Raw genomic sequence first — 17,147 nt, forward strand, 5'->3', positions numbered from 1 at the left:
ACTTTTTCAAGTTTTTCTTAAAATATTATCACTACCTTACCTCAAACTAAAGAACTAATAACCCTGAGCTGGATTATACTATTATCTAATTATGATAAAATATTCTAAAAAAGGAACTATGATATGTATATCATAATCCCTTTATTGTATATCACTTTTAATATAGCCACTTCCTAAATTACTTTTCTTCGTCTACTATTACTGAATCTTCTAATTTAGGTTCATCCTTATCAAAATCCTGCATAGAAACTACAAAGCTATCAAGATCATCATCAGCTTCTTCATCTCCATCAAATTCACGCGCATTTTTTCTATCGATTAGGTCATCAATAGTTTCTCTTAGGGCTTCTAGATCTTCTAGTTCAAAATCTTCATCATCAAAGTCATCAAAATCACGTTCAATATGAAGTTTTTCACGAAGGAAGTCATTCACTTCTATTTCGTTTTCCTTATAGATTTTGTAACCTAGAGCACCTGCCACTACACCTAGGGCAGTACCAAATAATACTTTTTTCATAATATACCTCCATTATCTTCAAATATAAATTTTCTAAATCGACCATATCAGTCTATACATCAAGCAATTAAATATGCTAAATAAATTTACCTTATGAGTAGAAATATGGCCTTAAGATATATCTAAACCACATTCTCTTAAAAATTGCTGTGGGTCTTCGAACATATATTGCATATGACTCATGCCATCTATTATCTTAATTTTTCCAGCATCAAGTGACTTAATCTCTGGTAGGTTGATTTTAGACTTGTCTTTTTCACCAAATAAGAATACAAGATCAGTGTCGTCCCTATACAGTACAGATGGCAAGGTGTAATCATAGCATGAAAAGGCAATTTTCTTCAAACAATCATTGTCTATATCCCTATAGACATCTATACAGTATCTTTCATCTTCCTTGTTTAGGTACTTGTACTTTTTAGTCTTACTAAAAAACTCATTTGGATGCTTCTTAAGGCCCTTAGAAGTCCTCTTCATCTCTAGATACAATTTTAAACCCTGTAGTTTGCTGGATTTCATAGCTGGTGAATCAAGAGCTGCCTTATCGATCTTAAGGTTTATATCCTTTAAGATTTCAAAAGCCACAGAGGTTCCGTAGGATGACCCCAATAAAAAAGCTATCCTGTCTATATTATGATCCTTTAACCAGTCTATAATCTTATCAGATTGGCACCTGGCTGATACAAATTCAGAATGTGGGTGGTCAAGCCCCTCTAAATTTGGTATCACTACATAGTAATCCTTTATAAGTAAAGGTAAAATTGTCCTGTAACTGGTAACACCTGGATAAAAAATACTATGCACCAAAAGCGCTACAGGTTTTTCAGAATCACCAAAAGTTTCAACTTTCATGTTTAAATTCCTCCACATTATCTTTTATACCTTCTCTAAACTATAATACCCCTATAATTAGTAAAAGTAAAGTACTTCGAAAGTTTTTATTCATACTAATTAATTTATGACTGGTTTTCCGTCATTATCTAGTATGGCCTTACCTTCAGTATCCAACATAATACCATCAATAATTTTATCTCTTTCAAGTACACCATCATCATTGTAGTAAAACTTGTCATAACCATAGGGTGACCTATTAGCCTGGTATAACCAACCCTTAAATAGGCCAGCATTTGAAAACCTATATGTCTGTTTATCTGGATCAAAACCTACATCATTGGAAGAGGAGTATGAATAGTTATACCTATCCATAATAGAGTTAACGGTTAAACCACTAACAGAATTTATACCACCTATGACAGTTATATTGTCCTTATTGCCACTACGGTTTACAACATTAGAATCAACCTTCGTTGAGCATAAAAGTACTCCTGTATCCGCTATACTTGCCATAGATGAAGCAGACAAGGCATCTGGAAAGTTCCTGCCACTTGCTACAAGTAAGTTTTTAGCTTTTATAAGGGCAAGAATTTGATCACATGTCTTATACCTGTCATCCCCACCTATCCTCTTACCATAGGTATTCTTTATTGAATTTTTTCCACCAATTGTATATTCAACCTTATAGTCTTTTGGAAGGTTTAATTTTTTTCTTCCATCAACTAAAAGTAGGCTAGTTTTAGATTTGGCAACTAGACCGCTTGTAGATAGGGCATCCGGGAAATTTCTACCATCAGCTATACAAAGGTCATTATTCCCCGCCCTCTCAACTACTTTCATGCTGGTATCATACCTGTCCCTACCTTGGATTCTCTCAACATTGAAAAATTTAGTCAGGGCACTTTCATAACCCTTGTCAACAGAGTTTTCTCCACCTACTATAATTACATTTTTAACCTTCCTATTCAGGAGGTCGGCCGTAAACTTTCTATAGTCTAGGTCGTCTGAACTAGGTTTAACCAATATTATATTTGCCTTGTATTTAGTTGCTAGACTAATGGCAGATAGGGCATCAGGAAAATCCTTGCCATTTACCACTATGGCTATATCAGACTTATGGTGGTCTGCAACATTCATAGACGTCTGGTACCTGTCCGGACCTTCTATCCTTCTAATAGAGCCTGCCTCAGCACCTCCTAAAAAAATCCCTGTAAACATCATACCAAGAACGAAATATACTCCACTTTTCCTCAATTTACTTTTATTAAATCTCATGCTTCTCCCTCATTAACTTCTGTAAGTTCCCAGAATTTTTTTTCGTTTATTACACATATATTATGACCTAGAGCCAGGTAGGCCAAAAGAATTTCATACTCCTTAGAGTCATAAAAAATTGGTTTGTCAAAACCCTCTCCAACAATTAGATAGTCCACTTGACCAGAGATATCATCTACTATTATAGCCCCCATATCTCCTAGCTTTTTACCTATGCTGTCCTTAGACTCATAGTTAAAGTCATTATAAAGAAAAACCCTCTTATCTTTAAAATCTATGTCAGAAAGGCAATCCTCATCTTCCCAGTCATCTATGAACTCAAAATTTTCCAGTATTGTGACCAATTCACCTATAGACATAATCCTTATAGACTTGCCCAACCTATTTAAATCCACTATTTTTTTTATGTACTGCTTGTCTAGGTCTTCCGTATAGTAAATAAAGTTTTTAACAATATAGTAATCACATTCTAAATCCAAAGAAGTGGTAAATTTTAAGTTATACTCACCTGCTAGATTCTTGAAATCTGGCATATTTTTCAATTTAATCCTATTTGAAAGGCATATCTTGGAATTGAAAAAATCCAGGTCTAGCCTATGATCTTCTAAATAAGCCTGCCTCTTTAGGCTCCAATTCTTGGCATTTATACTCCTCATCACCCTATTTTTAAGAATCCTGTTTTGTTTCATCAGGGCCCTGTCCATCCATTGGAAAAACTCCTGACTGTAGGTCTCCCCATACTTAGAATCCAAGTCATCAAGTAGATTTAGATAAGATAAGTGGGTCCTATATGCGTCAGACCTAGCCCTGTGGACATCTGAATTATCTATACCCAAGTGGTCACACAACCTAATCAGGGAAAATTTTTCACCATAGGCAAACTCTCCCAGGTCAAATGTATCTATACATGGATTTTCAAAGTCCTTGTCTAAAATCCTATCAAAAGAATCCTTGATTTCACGTATATCATTGCCCATACCATGGCCTATGACCGGTAGATCGCCAATAAAATCATGAAACTTTTTTATAACATGAGTTTCATCCTCGGCAGAATATATCATCTCATTTGATATACCTGTTAAATCTTCTATGAACTCATCTATATAATAAATCTCTTGTCCATCAACATTTACTGTAGACTTAATCTTTTTTGCTTTATAGCCACTCTTAGACCCTTTTCTTTTTTCTAATACATTGTAGTCTGGTGGTCTGACCAGGCTGGAAAACTCATCTATAATTACACCATCCCTTACCTTTAAAGCGGCTAACTCTATAATATAGTTTAAACAGTAATTTCCTGTCAATTCTAAATCTATAGCTACATATGTTTCTGGAAGAGTTTTTAATTTGTGGTCGTACTTATTGCATTTAATCGTCAAAATATTCCTCCTAGAAAACTTATTTTCTCCTTTAATATTATAACATAACTTGGTTTTTTTAGATTATAATATGGTAAAATAAAGTAAAGTAAAATGATATTTATAGGAGGTCAAATGAAGCTTGTAAAAATATACAATGAAAATGTAAAAGCTCTAGTCAACCAATTTAATATAGCGGATATGTATTCAAGATCAGCGGGTGTCGCCTATTATTTGACCCTGTCTATTTTCCCATCACTAATGTTTTTAATGTGTGCCTTTGCCTATATGCCGCCTATTATAGGTAACTTTGTAGAGACTGCTATCAGGACTAATGTTCCAACAGGAGCATCAAATATACTGCTTACTATTGTAGACTCAGCCATTAACAATAGGAGCATTAGGCTACTCGTCATAACTTTCCTAATAGCAGTATGGACTTTTTCTAAGGCAGTTAAGTCTCTTATAGCCGGTCAGAATTCAGCCTATAATTTTGAAGAAACTCGTTCCTTTATCAGGCTCAACCTATATGTATACTTATATGCTGTAGCATTTTTTCTGGCTGTAATATTTGCAGTAGTTTTTTTAGTATATGGTGGTAAGTTTGCTGATATTATTCGAGATAGACTTGATGAATTTTACCTACTAACTTTAATATATAACTTTATAAGGTTTGTGATCCCCATCTTTTTTATTCTATTGATGTTTTTAAACTTTTTTATATTCGGACCATGCAAACCTATAAAGATTCGCCAGGCCCTACCAGGAGCTTGTTTTACAACTGTACTATGGGTAATATTGTCTATAGCCTATTCTTTTTATATTGATAAGTTCAGCGACTATAAGGAAATCTATGGAAATATATCGACTATCATAGTCTTGATGACCTGGATATACCTTTGTAGCATATCTATTACAATTGGTTATAAGGTCAATGCATTAAACTATTGGAGAGACCATTTAAAAAGTATAAGAAAATTAAAATAAGGAGGTCGTCTACCAACCCCAAGAGCTAGACTTATATTCTAACTTTTGAGGTGGTAAACCAACCTCCTATTTTTTAACCTTGTAAAGCATATTTCTCTTTGAAAATACAACCATGCTGGCTACTATAATTATACCGCCAATTATAGTTCCCAAGTTTGGTATCTCTCCTAGAACTATAGACCCCAATAGGGTAGCAAAGAATGGTGTTAAAAAGCTAAAATTTGCCACCTCACTGGTGTTATCGGCTATCGATAGGGCTATACTCCATAAGAAGTAGGCTATGGCGCTTGAGAATACACTTAATACTAGTAGGACCAGTATAAACTTGCCTGAAGCAGCCACTAGTTCACCCTTGGCCTGGATTGCAAAAGGTGACAATATCAAGATAGAAAACACCATACTGTAGGTAACAATCTCAATCCCCTTATAGCCATCCATGGACAGTTTCCTATTTAAGTTGTTGTATATTGAAAATAAAACTGAGGCTGCAAGTGTCCAAATCATGCCAGCATTGACCGACAATACTCCATCCCACAACATCATAATCAGAACACCACCAAAGGCAGTAATCATAGATACCCAACCTACTTTATTTATCTTTTCCCCGTATACCTTGCTGGATTCTATAGCCGTCAATATTGGTGTAAGGGCTATAATAATGCTTGATGATGCAGAAGTAATGGTTTGTATACCCTTATTGAATACAAATAGGTATACACCAAAACCACAGGCAGCTGATAAAAATAACCAACCAATATCCCTGGCCTTAGGCAGTCTTATCTTGGTAAATATTCCTATAATAAGTAAAACAACCGATGCTATACATACCCTTAAAAAGCCTAGGGCAAAGGGTGTAAAATGCTGCATGGCAACCTTTGAAAATGGAAAGGCTAAAGCCCAAAAAGATATAGTTGCTAGTCCTAATAGGTTAACTTTCAATTTTTTATTCATATCTGCTTAACTCCTTTCCTTTTTCTTATTAATCCTATGATATATATTAAATTGCAAACATTAATATATATCTTCTTTAATATATATTAATTATCCTTATGGTAGATTTTAACACCTTTTTCTTCCCCCTTCAATCTAAATATATAATAAATATAATCTAGAAGAAAGACAATTGGTTTTTCTCACTCATCCCCTCAAGAGACCCATGATTGGATAACTTTTCTACTACTGTTTTAGATAACTTGGTCCTCTTGATAAGGTCTTCTTTTGACAAGAATTTACCATCTTTCCTGGCCTCGACTACACTAAGGGCGGCATTTTCACCCATCCCCTGTAGGGATATCATAGGTGGTAGGATCTTCTTAGGTCCATATATCTTAAAATCCCTAGCATCCGATTCATATAGGTCTATATGCATAAATTCAATCCCTCTGGCATACATTTCTACCACAACTTCTAATATTGTATACTGGGCATTTTCCTTAGTAGTAGCCTTGGTTCCAAGCTCTTTTATTTGACCAAGTCTTGCCTTAACCTTGTCTATACCAGATGTGATTAGCTCTATGTCAAAGTCATCTACCTTTGTAGTAAAGTAGGTAGCATAAAAGGCTTCGGGATAGTTTACCTTACAATAGGCAATCCTAAAAGATGTCATTACATAGGCAACTGCATGGGCCTTAGGGAACATGTACTTTATCTTCTTACACGAAGATATATACCAGTCTGGTACCTCATTTTCCAACATGGCCTCCTCATCTTTTTTTGTTAAGCCCTTACCCTTTCTAACACTTTCCATTATGGTAAAGGCCCTTTTTGGCTTCAACCCCATGAAAATAAGGTAATTCATTATATCATCACGAGTAGATATAACCTCTTTTAGACCAACAACATTGGCCCTTACCAGGTCTTGGGCATTATTTAGCCACACATCTGTACCATGAGACAGACCTGCTATCCTGACTAATTCGGCAAAGGTTGTAGGTTTGGTGTCCACTAGCATCTGTCGTGTAAACTTTGTTCCAAACTCTGGTATGGCCATAGAACCTACTGTAGTCCCATCTATATCCTCCGGTTCTATACCCAGGGCTTTTGTAGATGTGAATAGGGACATGGTAGCTGGATCATCAAGTGGTATGTCTGTTATCTTTATACCTGTCATATCCTCTAACATCCTGATAATGGTTGGACCGTCGTGGCCCAGTATGTCAAGCTTTAATATTCTACCACTGATTGAATGGTAGTCAAAGTGGGTTGTGATTACACCCGAGGACTTATCATTGGCCGGGTATTGGACTGGTGTAAAATCGTGCACATTCATATTATGTGGTATAACCATTACACCACCTGGATGTTGGCCAGATGTCCTCTTTACCTCTGTACACCCCTTAGTCAACCAGGTCATTTCAGCATTTGTCAAGTCTAGGTGGTTTTCTTTTGAAAAATTTCTAACATAACCGTAGGCTGTCTTTTCCTGGACCGTACCAATTGTCCCTGCCCTAAAGGTGTATCCTTGGCCAAAGAGTTCTTCCGTATACTTATGTATAGTTGGCTGGTAGGTTCCTGAGAAGTTAAGGTCTATATCTGGCTCCTTGTCACCCTCAAAACCAAGGAATACTTCAAAAGGTATATCCTGGCCCTCCTTTATCAACTGGCTACCGCACTTAGGACACTTTTTATCTGGTAGGTCTATACCTGAACCATATTCACCTATACCAAAAAACTCAGAATATTTACAGGCCTCATTTGGACATATATAGTGTGCAGGCAGAGGATTAACCTCAGTAATATCACTCATAGTTGCTGCAAGAGAAGATCCTACAGACCCCCTTGATCCTACCAGGTATCCATCTGACAGGGACTTGGCAACTAGCTTGTTAGCTATTATGTACATAACTGCATAACCATTACCTATAATAGAGTTGAGCTCCCTATTGAGTCTTTTTTCAACTATTTCAGGAAGTGGATTTCCATATATTCTTTCAGCCTTGTCAAAGCACATTCTTCTTAGTTCTTCCTTAGATCCATCAATGATAGGAGGGTAAGTTTTATCAGGTATTGGTTTGATACTCTCAAACATATCAGCTATCTTGTTAGAGTTTTCAACAACCACCCTATAGGCGGTTTCCGGGCCTAGGTAGGCAAATTCTTCTAACATTTCATCCGTTGTCCTAAAGTGAAGTGACTCGATATTCTTCTTATACTTTGGTATCTGAGAATACTTCAATACACTCCTATATAATCTTTCATGGGCATCCAGTGTATGTACATCCCCAGTAGCAACTACCAGCTTTCCTGACTGGTTTCCTAGGTCTACTAACTTTTTATTTATATTTTTAAGTTCTTCAAAGGTTTTTATCTCACCAGATTCTACCAGGTACTTAAGATTGTCAAGAGGCATAATTTCTATAAAGTCATAGAAGTCCAAAATTTTATCTATCTCTTCACCGGTCTTGTTTCTCTGTATGGCATTAAATAGTTCGCCACTTGAACAGGCACTTCCTATTATCAAGCCATCTCGCTTTTCTTTTATTAGGCTCTTTAGCATCAGTGGTTGTCTGTAGAAATGATTTAGATGTGAATCACTGATTAGTTCATATAAATTCCTAAGCCCCTGATAATTTTGGGCATAAATAGTTGCATGACTTGGCCTTAATTTTGTGTGGTCAATCTTACCATATACACTGTTTATATCAGAAAGCTTTTCTACCCCATCCTTCTTCATCATAGCAATAAATCTAAGGAATAATTGGGCAGTTGCTTCAGCATCATTGACAGCCCTATGGTGACCGCTAAGATTAATAGATAAGGCCTTGGTCAACCTGTCAAGTCCAAACCTCTTCATATGAGGCATTAAAACCCTGGCTAGTAAAAGGGTATCCAATTTTTCATGCTTATAGTCCAAACCTACTTCACTACACTTTTGAGCTATAAAACCTGTGTCGAAGTATGCATTATGGGCTACCAGAATAGAGTCCTTGGCAAAGTCCATAAACTTATTTAGGGCTTCTTCTATACCTGGAGCGTCTTCCACCATGTCATTTGTTATATTGGTAAGTTCCTGGACCTCATAAGGTATATCCATTTTAGGATTTACAAAGGTAGAAAACCTATCTTTAATTTGGCCATCCTCTAATAAGACTGCCCCAATTTCAGTTATATTGTCCCCTGTGACTGAAAATCCCGTTGTCTCTATGTCAAAAACCACAAATCTTTGGTTAAAGTCCTTGTCATTTGGATTTTGAACTATATCTAAATCGTCATCGACTATATAGGCCTCCACACCGTATATGACCTTGATATCCTTACCATTAGATGCATTCATAGCATCCGGAAAGGCCTGGACTACACCATGGTCTGTAATGGCTATGGCCTTATGCCCCCACTCTAGGGCCCTATTTATCAATTTTTTTACCCCTACTACAGAATCCATTGAGGACATCTTGGTATGAGCATGAAGCTCTACCCTCTTTTCTGGGGCATCATCCTGTCTAGATTTCTTTTCCTGACTCCTGATACCTGTTACCGTCATCTCTATTTCATCTGTATAGGAGCTGACCACAATATCGCCCTTGACCCTTATATAGGACCCAATTTTTTGTGGCCTTTTTGACCTTGTCAACATTATTATCCTTAAGCTGGAGTTTACAAAGGAGGGCCCCAGTCGTGTCAGTAAGAAAAATTGAATACAAAGACTTACCACTCCTAAGATTGACTTCCTCAGTATGGAAAATCTCTCCCTCAATAGCCACTGTACGAAAATTCTCATTTATATCAGATATACTTACCAGGTCAGCCCTTACGTCATTGCCATATACCATTCTAGGGTCCTCATGGTCCTTATCCAATTTGTAGCCATCTTCTTCTTGAGGTTCCTCAATAACTTCTGATTCTACCTTGGATAGATAATCCTCAAGCTCAAGATCTATATTCTCAATTATTTTTTTTACATTGTCCCAGCTATCTAGATTGAGGTTCTTTTTAGCCACTTCAAAGTCAACCCTAATATCCCTAGACAACTGCCTTTTGACCATGTCAATTATTTCCTTGTCTACTTCCTTATCTATTAACCTGGCATGTATATATTCCTCTGGCAACTTAATCTTTAAGCAGTCTCCACTAGTCATATGCTCTAGGTCATCATGAACGTATAGGATAGGTACATTAGTGTATAATATTTTTTTTATATTTGGCCAATAACGCTTCATTATATCTTTTAAGGCTCTCTTTTCCAGCCCTGTAAACCTACATTCCAGTTTTATAGACTCAAGTGGTGGACATAGCTTTCTTTTAATCTTATCTTCTAGCCTGGTAAGTCTTTCCATCATTATAATTTCATCTGAAAGCAAATGGATAGTGCATACCTGTGTATTTTTGTCCAAGACAGATTTCTCTATAGTAATCTTTTCAAACTCTTCTAAAAGATTTTTATTGTCCAAGCCAATTTTTAATAAAAAATCACAAAGCTTCATGAAAACTCCTCTCCTATTTATAATGGTACTTAAATTATATTAAAGTTGATACTTAGGAATATACCTGACCATTTTTCTTAATCTAATTCGATACCCTGAGCTGGTATTTTATGAGTATCAACTAGGTCTATGTCACCAAGCAGGTCCCTGTGCTTATTTCTAAACTTATCTATTACCGTAAACTTATTCCAACAATGCATTGGTACCAGGTGTCTCGGTTTTGTTTTTTCTATAAAGTACTTCATACCCCAATCAAATCTTTCTGCCTGTCTTGGATCCAGGGGTACCATGGCAAGGTCTATTTCTTTACCCTCCATCTTACCTATTTCATTCTTGAAATTCTTAGTTAGTTCTTCAAACTCTTCCTCAGTCTCAAATCCTACCCAAGTCCACCAGTTAAGGTCACCTGCATGGTAGATAGTTTTGCCCTTATAAGATATCATAAAGGCTAAACCAAGGTCTGTACTCAAATATGTCTCTACTCCTAATTCACCAAAATAATATTCTTTATTTGGCTCCAAAGAATATGACTTGTCAGCATCCTCTTGTCTTTTAGGCACTACGTCATTAGAAAGTATATACTCAACATCCTTATGGTCCCTAAAAAGGTCAAAAACATCTTCATTGAAGTGGTCACCATGGCCATGACTAATAAAGACATACAATTTCTTGTCCTTATCTAGACGTGGTATGTCCCCCTTATAGTAGTCAAATAACATGTAGGCAGTGTCTAATTCTAATAAAAATCCACTGTGGTATATATATTTTAAATTCATATTTTATCCTCCTTGATTATTTAAACACAATTATACCATATAGGCCCATTTATATCTATACTCGTCAGGATAAGAATCAACGTCTAACTTGTAAATACAATATCCTGGTCTAGATATTTTTCTTGAGTATAAAAAGGGTGACAGCCTAATAAGGGTCTGTCACCACTAGTTAATCCTATAGATTTTTATGTTTAATTAAAAGTTCTTAATACCTAATTTTTATGATAGTGATCATGATCGTGGTGGTGACCACAAGAACAAGCCACATGTCCATGACTATGATCATGGCTCAAGCCCTCATGATTTGCGTGCCCCTTCTTTAATTCCATCAAGGCATCATACCTACGCTCTTCTTTTTCATCTACATGATTATGCTTTTTAGATTTTTCTAATAGGTCTTCTAGCATTTCGCTACTAATCTGGGATAGCTTGTCTATGTCACTAGCCAAGATTTCTGTAAAGTCCATGTTAAGGCTTCTCTTTTTCCTATAAACATAACCAGCCATACTTAAAATTCCTGATAAACCTTCTATATATTCAAGAGTTTTCTTAAACTGGTTGAGTTCACTTAAACCCTTAGCCCTAGACTTCATATCTATATCTGAATTTAGGGCAAAAGAATCCAATAGGGAGTCTTTTACAAACTCAAGTATGACTATTAAAACACTAACCATATCTATCCCACTTATATTTTTATTGTAGGCAACTTCATAAATTTCCTGGTCACCAGTCATAAAGGTATTAGGCTGGTAGGTTTCTATCTTTAGGTTGACCCTACCTAAATCTGTAACCCTATCAAGAACCTTGTCAAAATCCCCCGCCAAAACATCTACGGCTTCAATATCATCTGTATCATTCATTAGCATCAAGTTGTATTCACCTATTATCATGGAAAGTATCTTTATTAGGTCTATAGGGCCAGTCTCATGCTTTTCATCCACTTCAAATATATTATGCTTAATATCAATAGCAATTTCTATGGTATTTACCTTCTTCATCTTATCCTCCTAATTTGTGACTTATATAAGTATATAGTCACTTTTACCCTCTTATTCTAAAAGCTTGCTTTCACCATGTTTGTGTCCTTATACACTCTTATTTATGGACTATAACTGGTGTACCTACATGAATCCTTGAATACAAGAATGACATATTTGATAGTGGTGTATTTATACATCCGTGAGATCCTGCATATAGGTACCTATTTCCACCAAAAAATGGTTGCCAATATGCATCATGAATACCTATACTTCCATTAAATGGTACCCAGTATTTAACTGGTGAGGCATAACCTGGTCCCCTCAAAACTGCATTTGTCATCATTTTCCTTACCTTGAATATGCCTGGAGGGGTAGCCATACCCTTATTAGGATTGCCTGTTACTACTGGAGTAACCATTTTTTCATAACCATACTCCATAAGCCACATTTTTTGTTGACTAATATCTATCTCTATATACTTGTGACCAAGATTTACTGCATTGGCAGGTATATCACCATAATTAGTAACTATATATTTAGGATTTATATTATAAGTTGATACGCCAGACTTTAGTATGCCTGATAGCCTATTTACCTCATAATCTAGGTCCATTTTTGTCACTTGCTTCATCTTAGATATAATAACGTCACCGTTTTTCCAGTAGGCATATGAGTCACTTAACTGTTTAGGTACAGCCTTATTATCCATATTTTTTAATAAGGACTCCATCCTTGCCCTATCATATATAAAGTTGAAAGAGCTATCCATTTTAAGTGTAGATAAAAACTGGCTTCCTTCTATCTGCTTCTTTGTCCCATATACATTATATTCAGTTGTCAGGTATTCCAACTTCATAAGTCTATCAAAAGCCTGGTCAGCCTTGGCATTCCCCTTATTTTGCATTAGGTTTGACAGGATACCCATACTATTAGTAAGTGCATCTCCACCACTCACCTGTGTAAGACCTGTAAGGCTGGACATATTGTAAAGGGTCTTGTACTGGTTAAAGGAAAGACCATTCTTTGAATTAACTAAAAGCACTGCTCCTTCGGCTAGATTTGAAGACTTAGGGCTCTTAGTTGGTCCAACTTGTTCAACCCCCTTATCACTAGCACTAGCCTGGGCATTACTTGCAATGATTCCGGAATTTATAAGAACTGCGTCGATAAGCCTGTTGGCCCTTACCCCACCATCATCTGTTAGGTAAACTACAGCAGGGTTAGGGTTAAACTTGTTCATCATCTTTAAACTTGTCTCCTGCCTATTTGAGCCTGCAATTCTCTCTACACTAGTAGCTATTCTGTCAAATTCACCTACTAGACTTAGGTTACCACCTATTACATAGACATTGTCAATTCCTAACTGGCCTAGGTCAGACCTAGTAGCTTCTAGCCTACTATTAGAAGTAAATAGTATAGGTGCCCCATTCTTGGCAGCTATAGCACCAATACCTGCAGCATCTGCAAGCCCCTTATGGCCATTAACTAAAAATGCAACCTGGAACTTTTCACTAGTAAGTTCTTTAAGTTTTTTAGCTATATTTAGAGAAGTCTCTTCCCTACTTGCCCCCTCTATTCTTTCTACATCAAGCGAAGAGGTTTTTAAATTATCTTCCAGGCCCATTGATATAGAATCTTGACCTCCAATTATTAGAACCTTCTTAGCCCCTAGCCTTGATAGTTCAGCCATAGTTGCCTCATTAAGGCTATCGCTCTGTGTCAATAATACCGGCACCCTTAGCTTGCTGGCAAGAGGGGCAACTGACAAGGAATCTGCTACTGCATTTGCATTTGTTAATATTACTGTATCAGACTGACTCCATCCAGACTGTGATATTTTAACAGCTGTGGAATACCTGTCGCTACCACTGATGTTTTGACTGGTAACGTTCTGGGCATAAACTGATGGTCCTATACTTGCCACCATTGCTCCTACAGCTACAAATATAGCTGTTTTTTTCATTAATTTTTTCATATTTACGCACCTCACACAATTAAATAAACTCAGATATTCATTAACCAATGAATAATTAATAATTTCCTAATTCTAGTATATAAATATATCAAATAATTTTCAAGTAACATTACAATTACAATTCTAATTCTTTTTGTGTATTTCTTCTGTTTATGAAAAAAATGTAATATAAATGACACTTTTATATATTTTATGGTTAATATATGGTAAAATACTACTATATATTTTTATGTAATATATTAACAATACGTATATATAAAGGTGTTCATAGGAGGTAAAGATGACAATAGCAGATAATAATTTAAAATCACTTTGTAATGATATTTTAAATAGTGGAAACAATACCCTTGGAGAAAAGGTCAGACCAAAATATGCAGATGGTACGCCATCTCATACAATGTTTGTAAACCAGGTATTTGAAAGATACGACCTATCAAAGGGAGAACTTCCAATAGTTACTCTAAGACAGGTAGCCTGGAAGTCTGGTATTAAGGAAATCTTATGGATATACCAGGACCAGAGCAATAATCTAGACCTATTAAGAGACAAGTATGGTATTACTTGGTGGGACGAATGGGACCTAGGTGATAGGACTATAGGCCAAAGATATGGGGCTACAGTCAAGAGATACAAGCTAATGGATAAACTATTAGAAAACTTAAAGAACCAGCCATATGGTAGAAGGCATATAATCAACCTATACCAGGAAGCTGACCTTGAAGAAACTGCGGGTCTATACCCATGTGCAATGGAGACACAGTGGTCTGTAAGGGATGGTTACCTTGATTTGACTCTTATACAGAGGTCATCTGATGTAGCTGTAGCCAATGCAATAAACAAGATCCAGTATGTTGCCCTACAGATGATGGTTGCTAGACACGTAGGCTTACAAGCAGGTGTATTCTGCCACTATGTAAATAACGCCCACATTTATGACAGGCATATCGACCAGATAAAAGAAATGATAGCTAGAGACCCTCAAGAAGGCCATGAATCTGTTAGGTTGGTTTTAAATCCAGACAAGACTAACTTTTATGATTTTACTCTAGACGACTTTACAATGGAAAACTATGACCCTGTAAAGCCTAACTTCCAGTTTGAATTGGCCATATAGTAATTTGATAGATAAAATATACAAGACTGTAAAGACTTAGGATATGCTAGTCTAACCATAGCCTATCTTAGTATAAAATAGGAGAAGATATATGATAGACAATATATATATGATAGTTGCCATGACTAAAAATACTAGGGCAATAGGTATTGACGGAGACATGCTCTACCACCTAAAAGATGACCTCAGGTATTTTAAGGAAACTACTTTAAATCACACTATAGTTTGTGGTAGGAAAACCTACTTTAGTTTTCCAAAAAGACCCCTTCCAAATAGGAAGAATATCATACTTACTAGGGGGAATAACCATTACGACCAGGCCTATACTCTTCACTCTAAGGAAGATGTTGTCCAATATGCCCTTGACCACCCAGATGAAAAGATATTTATATGTGGTGGTGACAATGTCTATAAACAGTTTATGGATATTGCCAGTAGGCTCTATATAACTGAAATTGAGGAAGATGAACCGGTCAATGCAGATAGTTTTTTTCCATATGTAGATCCAAACATATGGTCCAAAGCATCTGAATCTGATTATATTATTCCTGAAAAGACCCCTTGCTATAAATTCATAGTTTATGATAGAAAAAATAAATAATATAGTTCACATATATATTGTACAATTTTTTATCCTTGAACTTATTTATTAATATAGGTAATTGATTCTGTGTTTTTTGAGAGTATATAAATTAATCTATACTCTTGTCCTTAGTACTACACTTGTAATGATACTATTCTTTATAAAAAATTAGCGTTGGGGGAGAATTTATTCTCTCACCAACGCTAAATATTTATACAGCTAATAAATATAATCTCTTTTAATAACCCTATAGATGTCTAATCAACAAATTGATCATAGATGACAAAATTAGAAATTATTTTACTCTCTCGTTTCTATTTTTCATTTATAAAAAAATCAACAATATGTTCAGGAACACTTCTTTCTCCACCTAAAACGATAATCTCTTCTATATTTTCTTTACTAGTATAATCTATATAATTATCTGAATTATTTCTAGGATTTAATAACTGTATAGGAGCATTTTGCATAGCTGCCAAACCTGATGACACTAATGCATCTGCAAAAGACTCACCTGTCGTCAAGAATATACTTTTTGAATTTTTGTATGCATATCTACTAACAAGTTTGGCCGTTTCATACCTATTTTTACCTGCTATTCTATATTCTGCCCTTAGTTTAGTCTCTATATTCTTCCCTATTGAATTATTACCACCAACTAGTATTGTTTTCTTTATTCCCATATCCTTCATCGCCTTATCAATGTAGTCAGGGACACTATCTGATTTTACCAACAATACTGGAATATCATCCTTAGCAGCAATTGATGATGCAGTCAGTGCATCCGGAAAATTTTCACCTGATGCAACAATTGCCCTGTCAAAATGACCAGTAAGTTTGACCAATTCCTTAGCAACTCTAGCAGATGTATCATACCTGTCTTTTCCAGCTATCCTGCTTAATTTTAGATTCATCTTCTTTAAATCTCTTTCAAGACCTATTCTTAAAGAATTATTACCTCCTACCAATATGACTTTCTTCACTCCCAATCTCTTAATTTCATTTTTAACTTGAGTATCAAGTCCATTAGGATCATTTAACAAAACAGGTGCCTTCCTTGCCTTTGCCAATGGAGCAGCTGTAAGTGAGTCTGGGTATTCTTTAGAATTTACCAATACAATGGTATCAGAATGGTTAAAGTAATGTCTTGATAAGTTTATAGAGGTGGATATCCTATCATTTCCGCTAATTCTTTTGATATTCTGTGATTTTATTTTATTTTCTTTAACCTTATCATCTTCTTTCTTTTTATTTAATTCTTCTTTTTTCTTCATTTCCTCAATAGCTTTTTTTACATCATTTTCGTAGCTATTATCTGAGTTATTATC

14 protein-coding genes are annotated in these 17,147 nt (G+C 35.7%); 3 read left to right on the plus strand and 11 right to left on the minus strand.

The annotated features are described in order from the left end of the window. Positions 1-178: 178 nt before the first annotated feature. The 4 genes from HMPREF0634_RS02480 to HMPREF0634_RS02495 form a co-directional block, all read right to left on the minus strand. Entirely contained in the window at positions 179-517 is a 339-nt protein-coding gene (locus tag HMPREF0634_RS02480) for a hypothetical protein (protein ID WP_040565666.1), read from the minus strand. Between the two features lie 111 nt (positions 518-628). Next, positions 629-1,369 (minus strand): alpha/beta hydrolase, encoded by a 741-nt coding sequence (locus tag HMPREF0634_RS02485; protein ID WP_040565667.1) that lies wholly within the window; start codon positions 1,367-1,369, stop codon positions 629-631. A gap of 99 nt (positions 1,370-1,468) precedes the next feature. Further along, positions 1,469-2,626 carry a cell wall-binding repeat-containing protein gene (locus HMPREF0634_RS02490; protein ID WP_007788696.1) on the minus strand — a complete coding sequence of 386 codons (1,158 nt, stop codon included), beginning with the start codon at positions 2,624-2,626 and terminating at the stop codon, positions 1,469-1,471. After that, positions 2,623-4,005: an exonuclease domain-containing protein gene (locus tag HMPREF0634_RS02495; RefSeq protein WP_007788683.1), complete on the minus strand. Its 1,383-nt coding sequence runs from the start codon at positions 4,003-4,005 to the stop codon at positions 2,623-2,625. The genes HMPREF0634_RS02490 and HMPREF0634_RS02495 overlap by 4 nt, the downstream gene beginning before the upstream one ends. A gap of 114 nt (positions 4,006-4,119) precedes the next feature. On the opposite strand from HMPREF0634_RS02495, the gene HMPREF0634_RS02500 reads away from it, so the two are divergent. Further along, positions 4,120-4,971 carry a YihY/virulence factor BrkB family protein gene (locus HMPREF0634_RS02500; RefSeq protein ID WP_007788675.1) on the plus strand — a complete coding sequence of 284 codons (852 nt, stop codon included), beginning with the start codon at positions 4,120-4,122 and terminating at the stop codon, positions 4,969-4,971. A 66-nt stretch (positions 4,972-5,037) separates the two neighbouring features. Here HMPREF0634_RS02500 and HMPREF0634_RS02505 read toward each other — a convergent pair whose 3' ends face one another. The 6 genes from HMPREF0634_RS02505 to HMPREF0634_RS09300 form a co-directional block, all read right to left on the minus strand. Beyond that, positions 5,038-5,922 (minus strand): DMT family transporter, encoded by an 885-nt coding sequence (locus tag HMPREF0634_RS02505; RefSeq protein ID WP_007788690.1) that lies wholly within the window; start codon positions 5,920-5,922, stop codon positions 5,038-5,040. A gap of 157 nt (positions 5,923-6,079) precedes the next feature. Next, positions 6,080-9,481: a PolC-type DNA polymerase III gene (locus tag HMPREF0634_RS02510; RefSeq protein ID WP_243440500.1), complete on the minus strand. Its 3,402-nt coding sequence runs from the start codon at positions 9,479-9,481 to the stop codon at positions 6,080-6,082. Continuing rightward, the gene (locus HMPREF0634_RS09950; protein ID WP_243440501.1) at positions 9,459-10,391 is read right to left on the minus strand and encodes a PolC-type DNA polymerase III N-terminal domain-containing protein; all 933 of its coding nucleotides are present in this window, start codon (positions 10,389-10,391) and stop codon (positions 9,459-9,461) included. Before HMPREF0634_RS09950 ends, HMPREF0634_RS02510 begins: the two co-directional genes overlap by 23 nt. 77 nt (positions 10,392-10,468) lie before the next feature. Beyond that, complete coding sequence (locus HMPREF0634_RS02515) at positions 10,469-11,167, minus strand: MBL fold metallo-hydrolase (protein ID WP_007788666.1); 699 nt, start codon at positions 11,165-11,167, stop codon at positions 10,469-10,471. Between the two features lie 212 nt (positions 11,168-11,379). After that, entirely contained in the window at positions 11,380-12,165 is a 786-nt protein-coding gene (locus HMPREF0634_RS02520; RefSeq protein ID WP_040565668.1) for a hypothetical protein, read from the minus strand. A gap of 97 nt (positions 12,166-12,262) precedes the next feature. Continuing rightward, on the minus strand, positions 12,263-14,122 hold the full coding sequence (locus HMPREF0634_RS09300) for a cell wall-binding repeat-containing protein (RefSeq protein ID WP_007788669.1): 1,860 nt from the start codon (positions 14,120-14,122) through the stop codon (positions 12,263-12,265). Between the two features lie 280 nt (positions 14,123-14,402). Here HMPREF0634_RS09300 and HMPREF0634_RS02530 point away from each other — a divergent pair, with 280 nt between their 5' ends. Both HMPREF0634_RS02530 and HMPREF0634_RS02535 read left to right on the plus strand, forming a co-directional pair. Continuing rightward, entirely contained in the window at positions 14,403-15,236 is an 834-nt protein-coding gene (locus HMPREF0634_RS02530) for a thymidylate synthase (protein ID WP_007788692.1), read from the plus strand. 91 nt (positions 15,237-15,327) lie between these two features. Next, positions 15,328-15,837 (plus strand): dihydrofolate reductase, encoded by a 510-nt coding sequence (locus HMPREF0634_RS02535; RefSeq protein WP_007788671.1) that lies wholly within the window; start codon positions 15,328-15,330, stop codon positions 15,835-15,837. A gap of 296 nt (positions 15,838-16,133) precedes the next feature. Here HMPREF0634_RS02535 and HMPREF0634_RS02540 read toward each other — a convergent pair. Continuing rightward, a partial coding sequence (locus tag HMPREF0634_RS02540; RefSeq protein WP_007788688.1) for a cell wall-binding repeat-containing protein occupies positions 16,134-17,147 on the minus strand: 1,014 nt, incomplete at its 5' end.

Origin of the sequence: Peptostreptococcus stomatis DSM 17678 (assembly GCF_000147675.1) — a bacterium.
Taxonomy (GTDB): Bacteria; Bacillota; Clostridia; order Peptostreptococcales; family Peptostreptococcaceae; genus Peptostreptococcus; species Peptostreptococcus stomatis.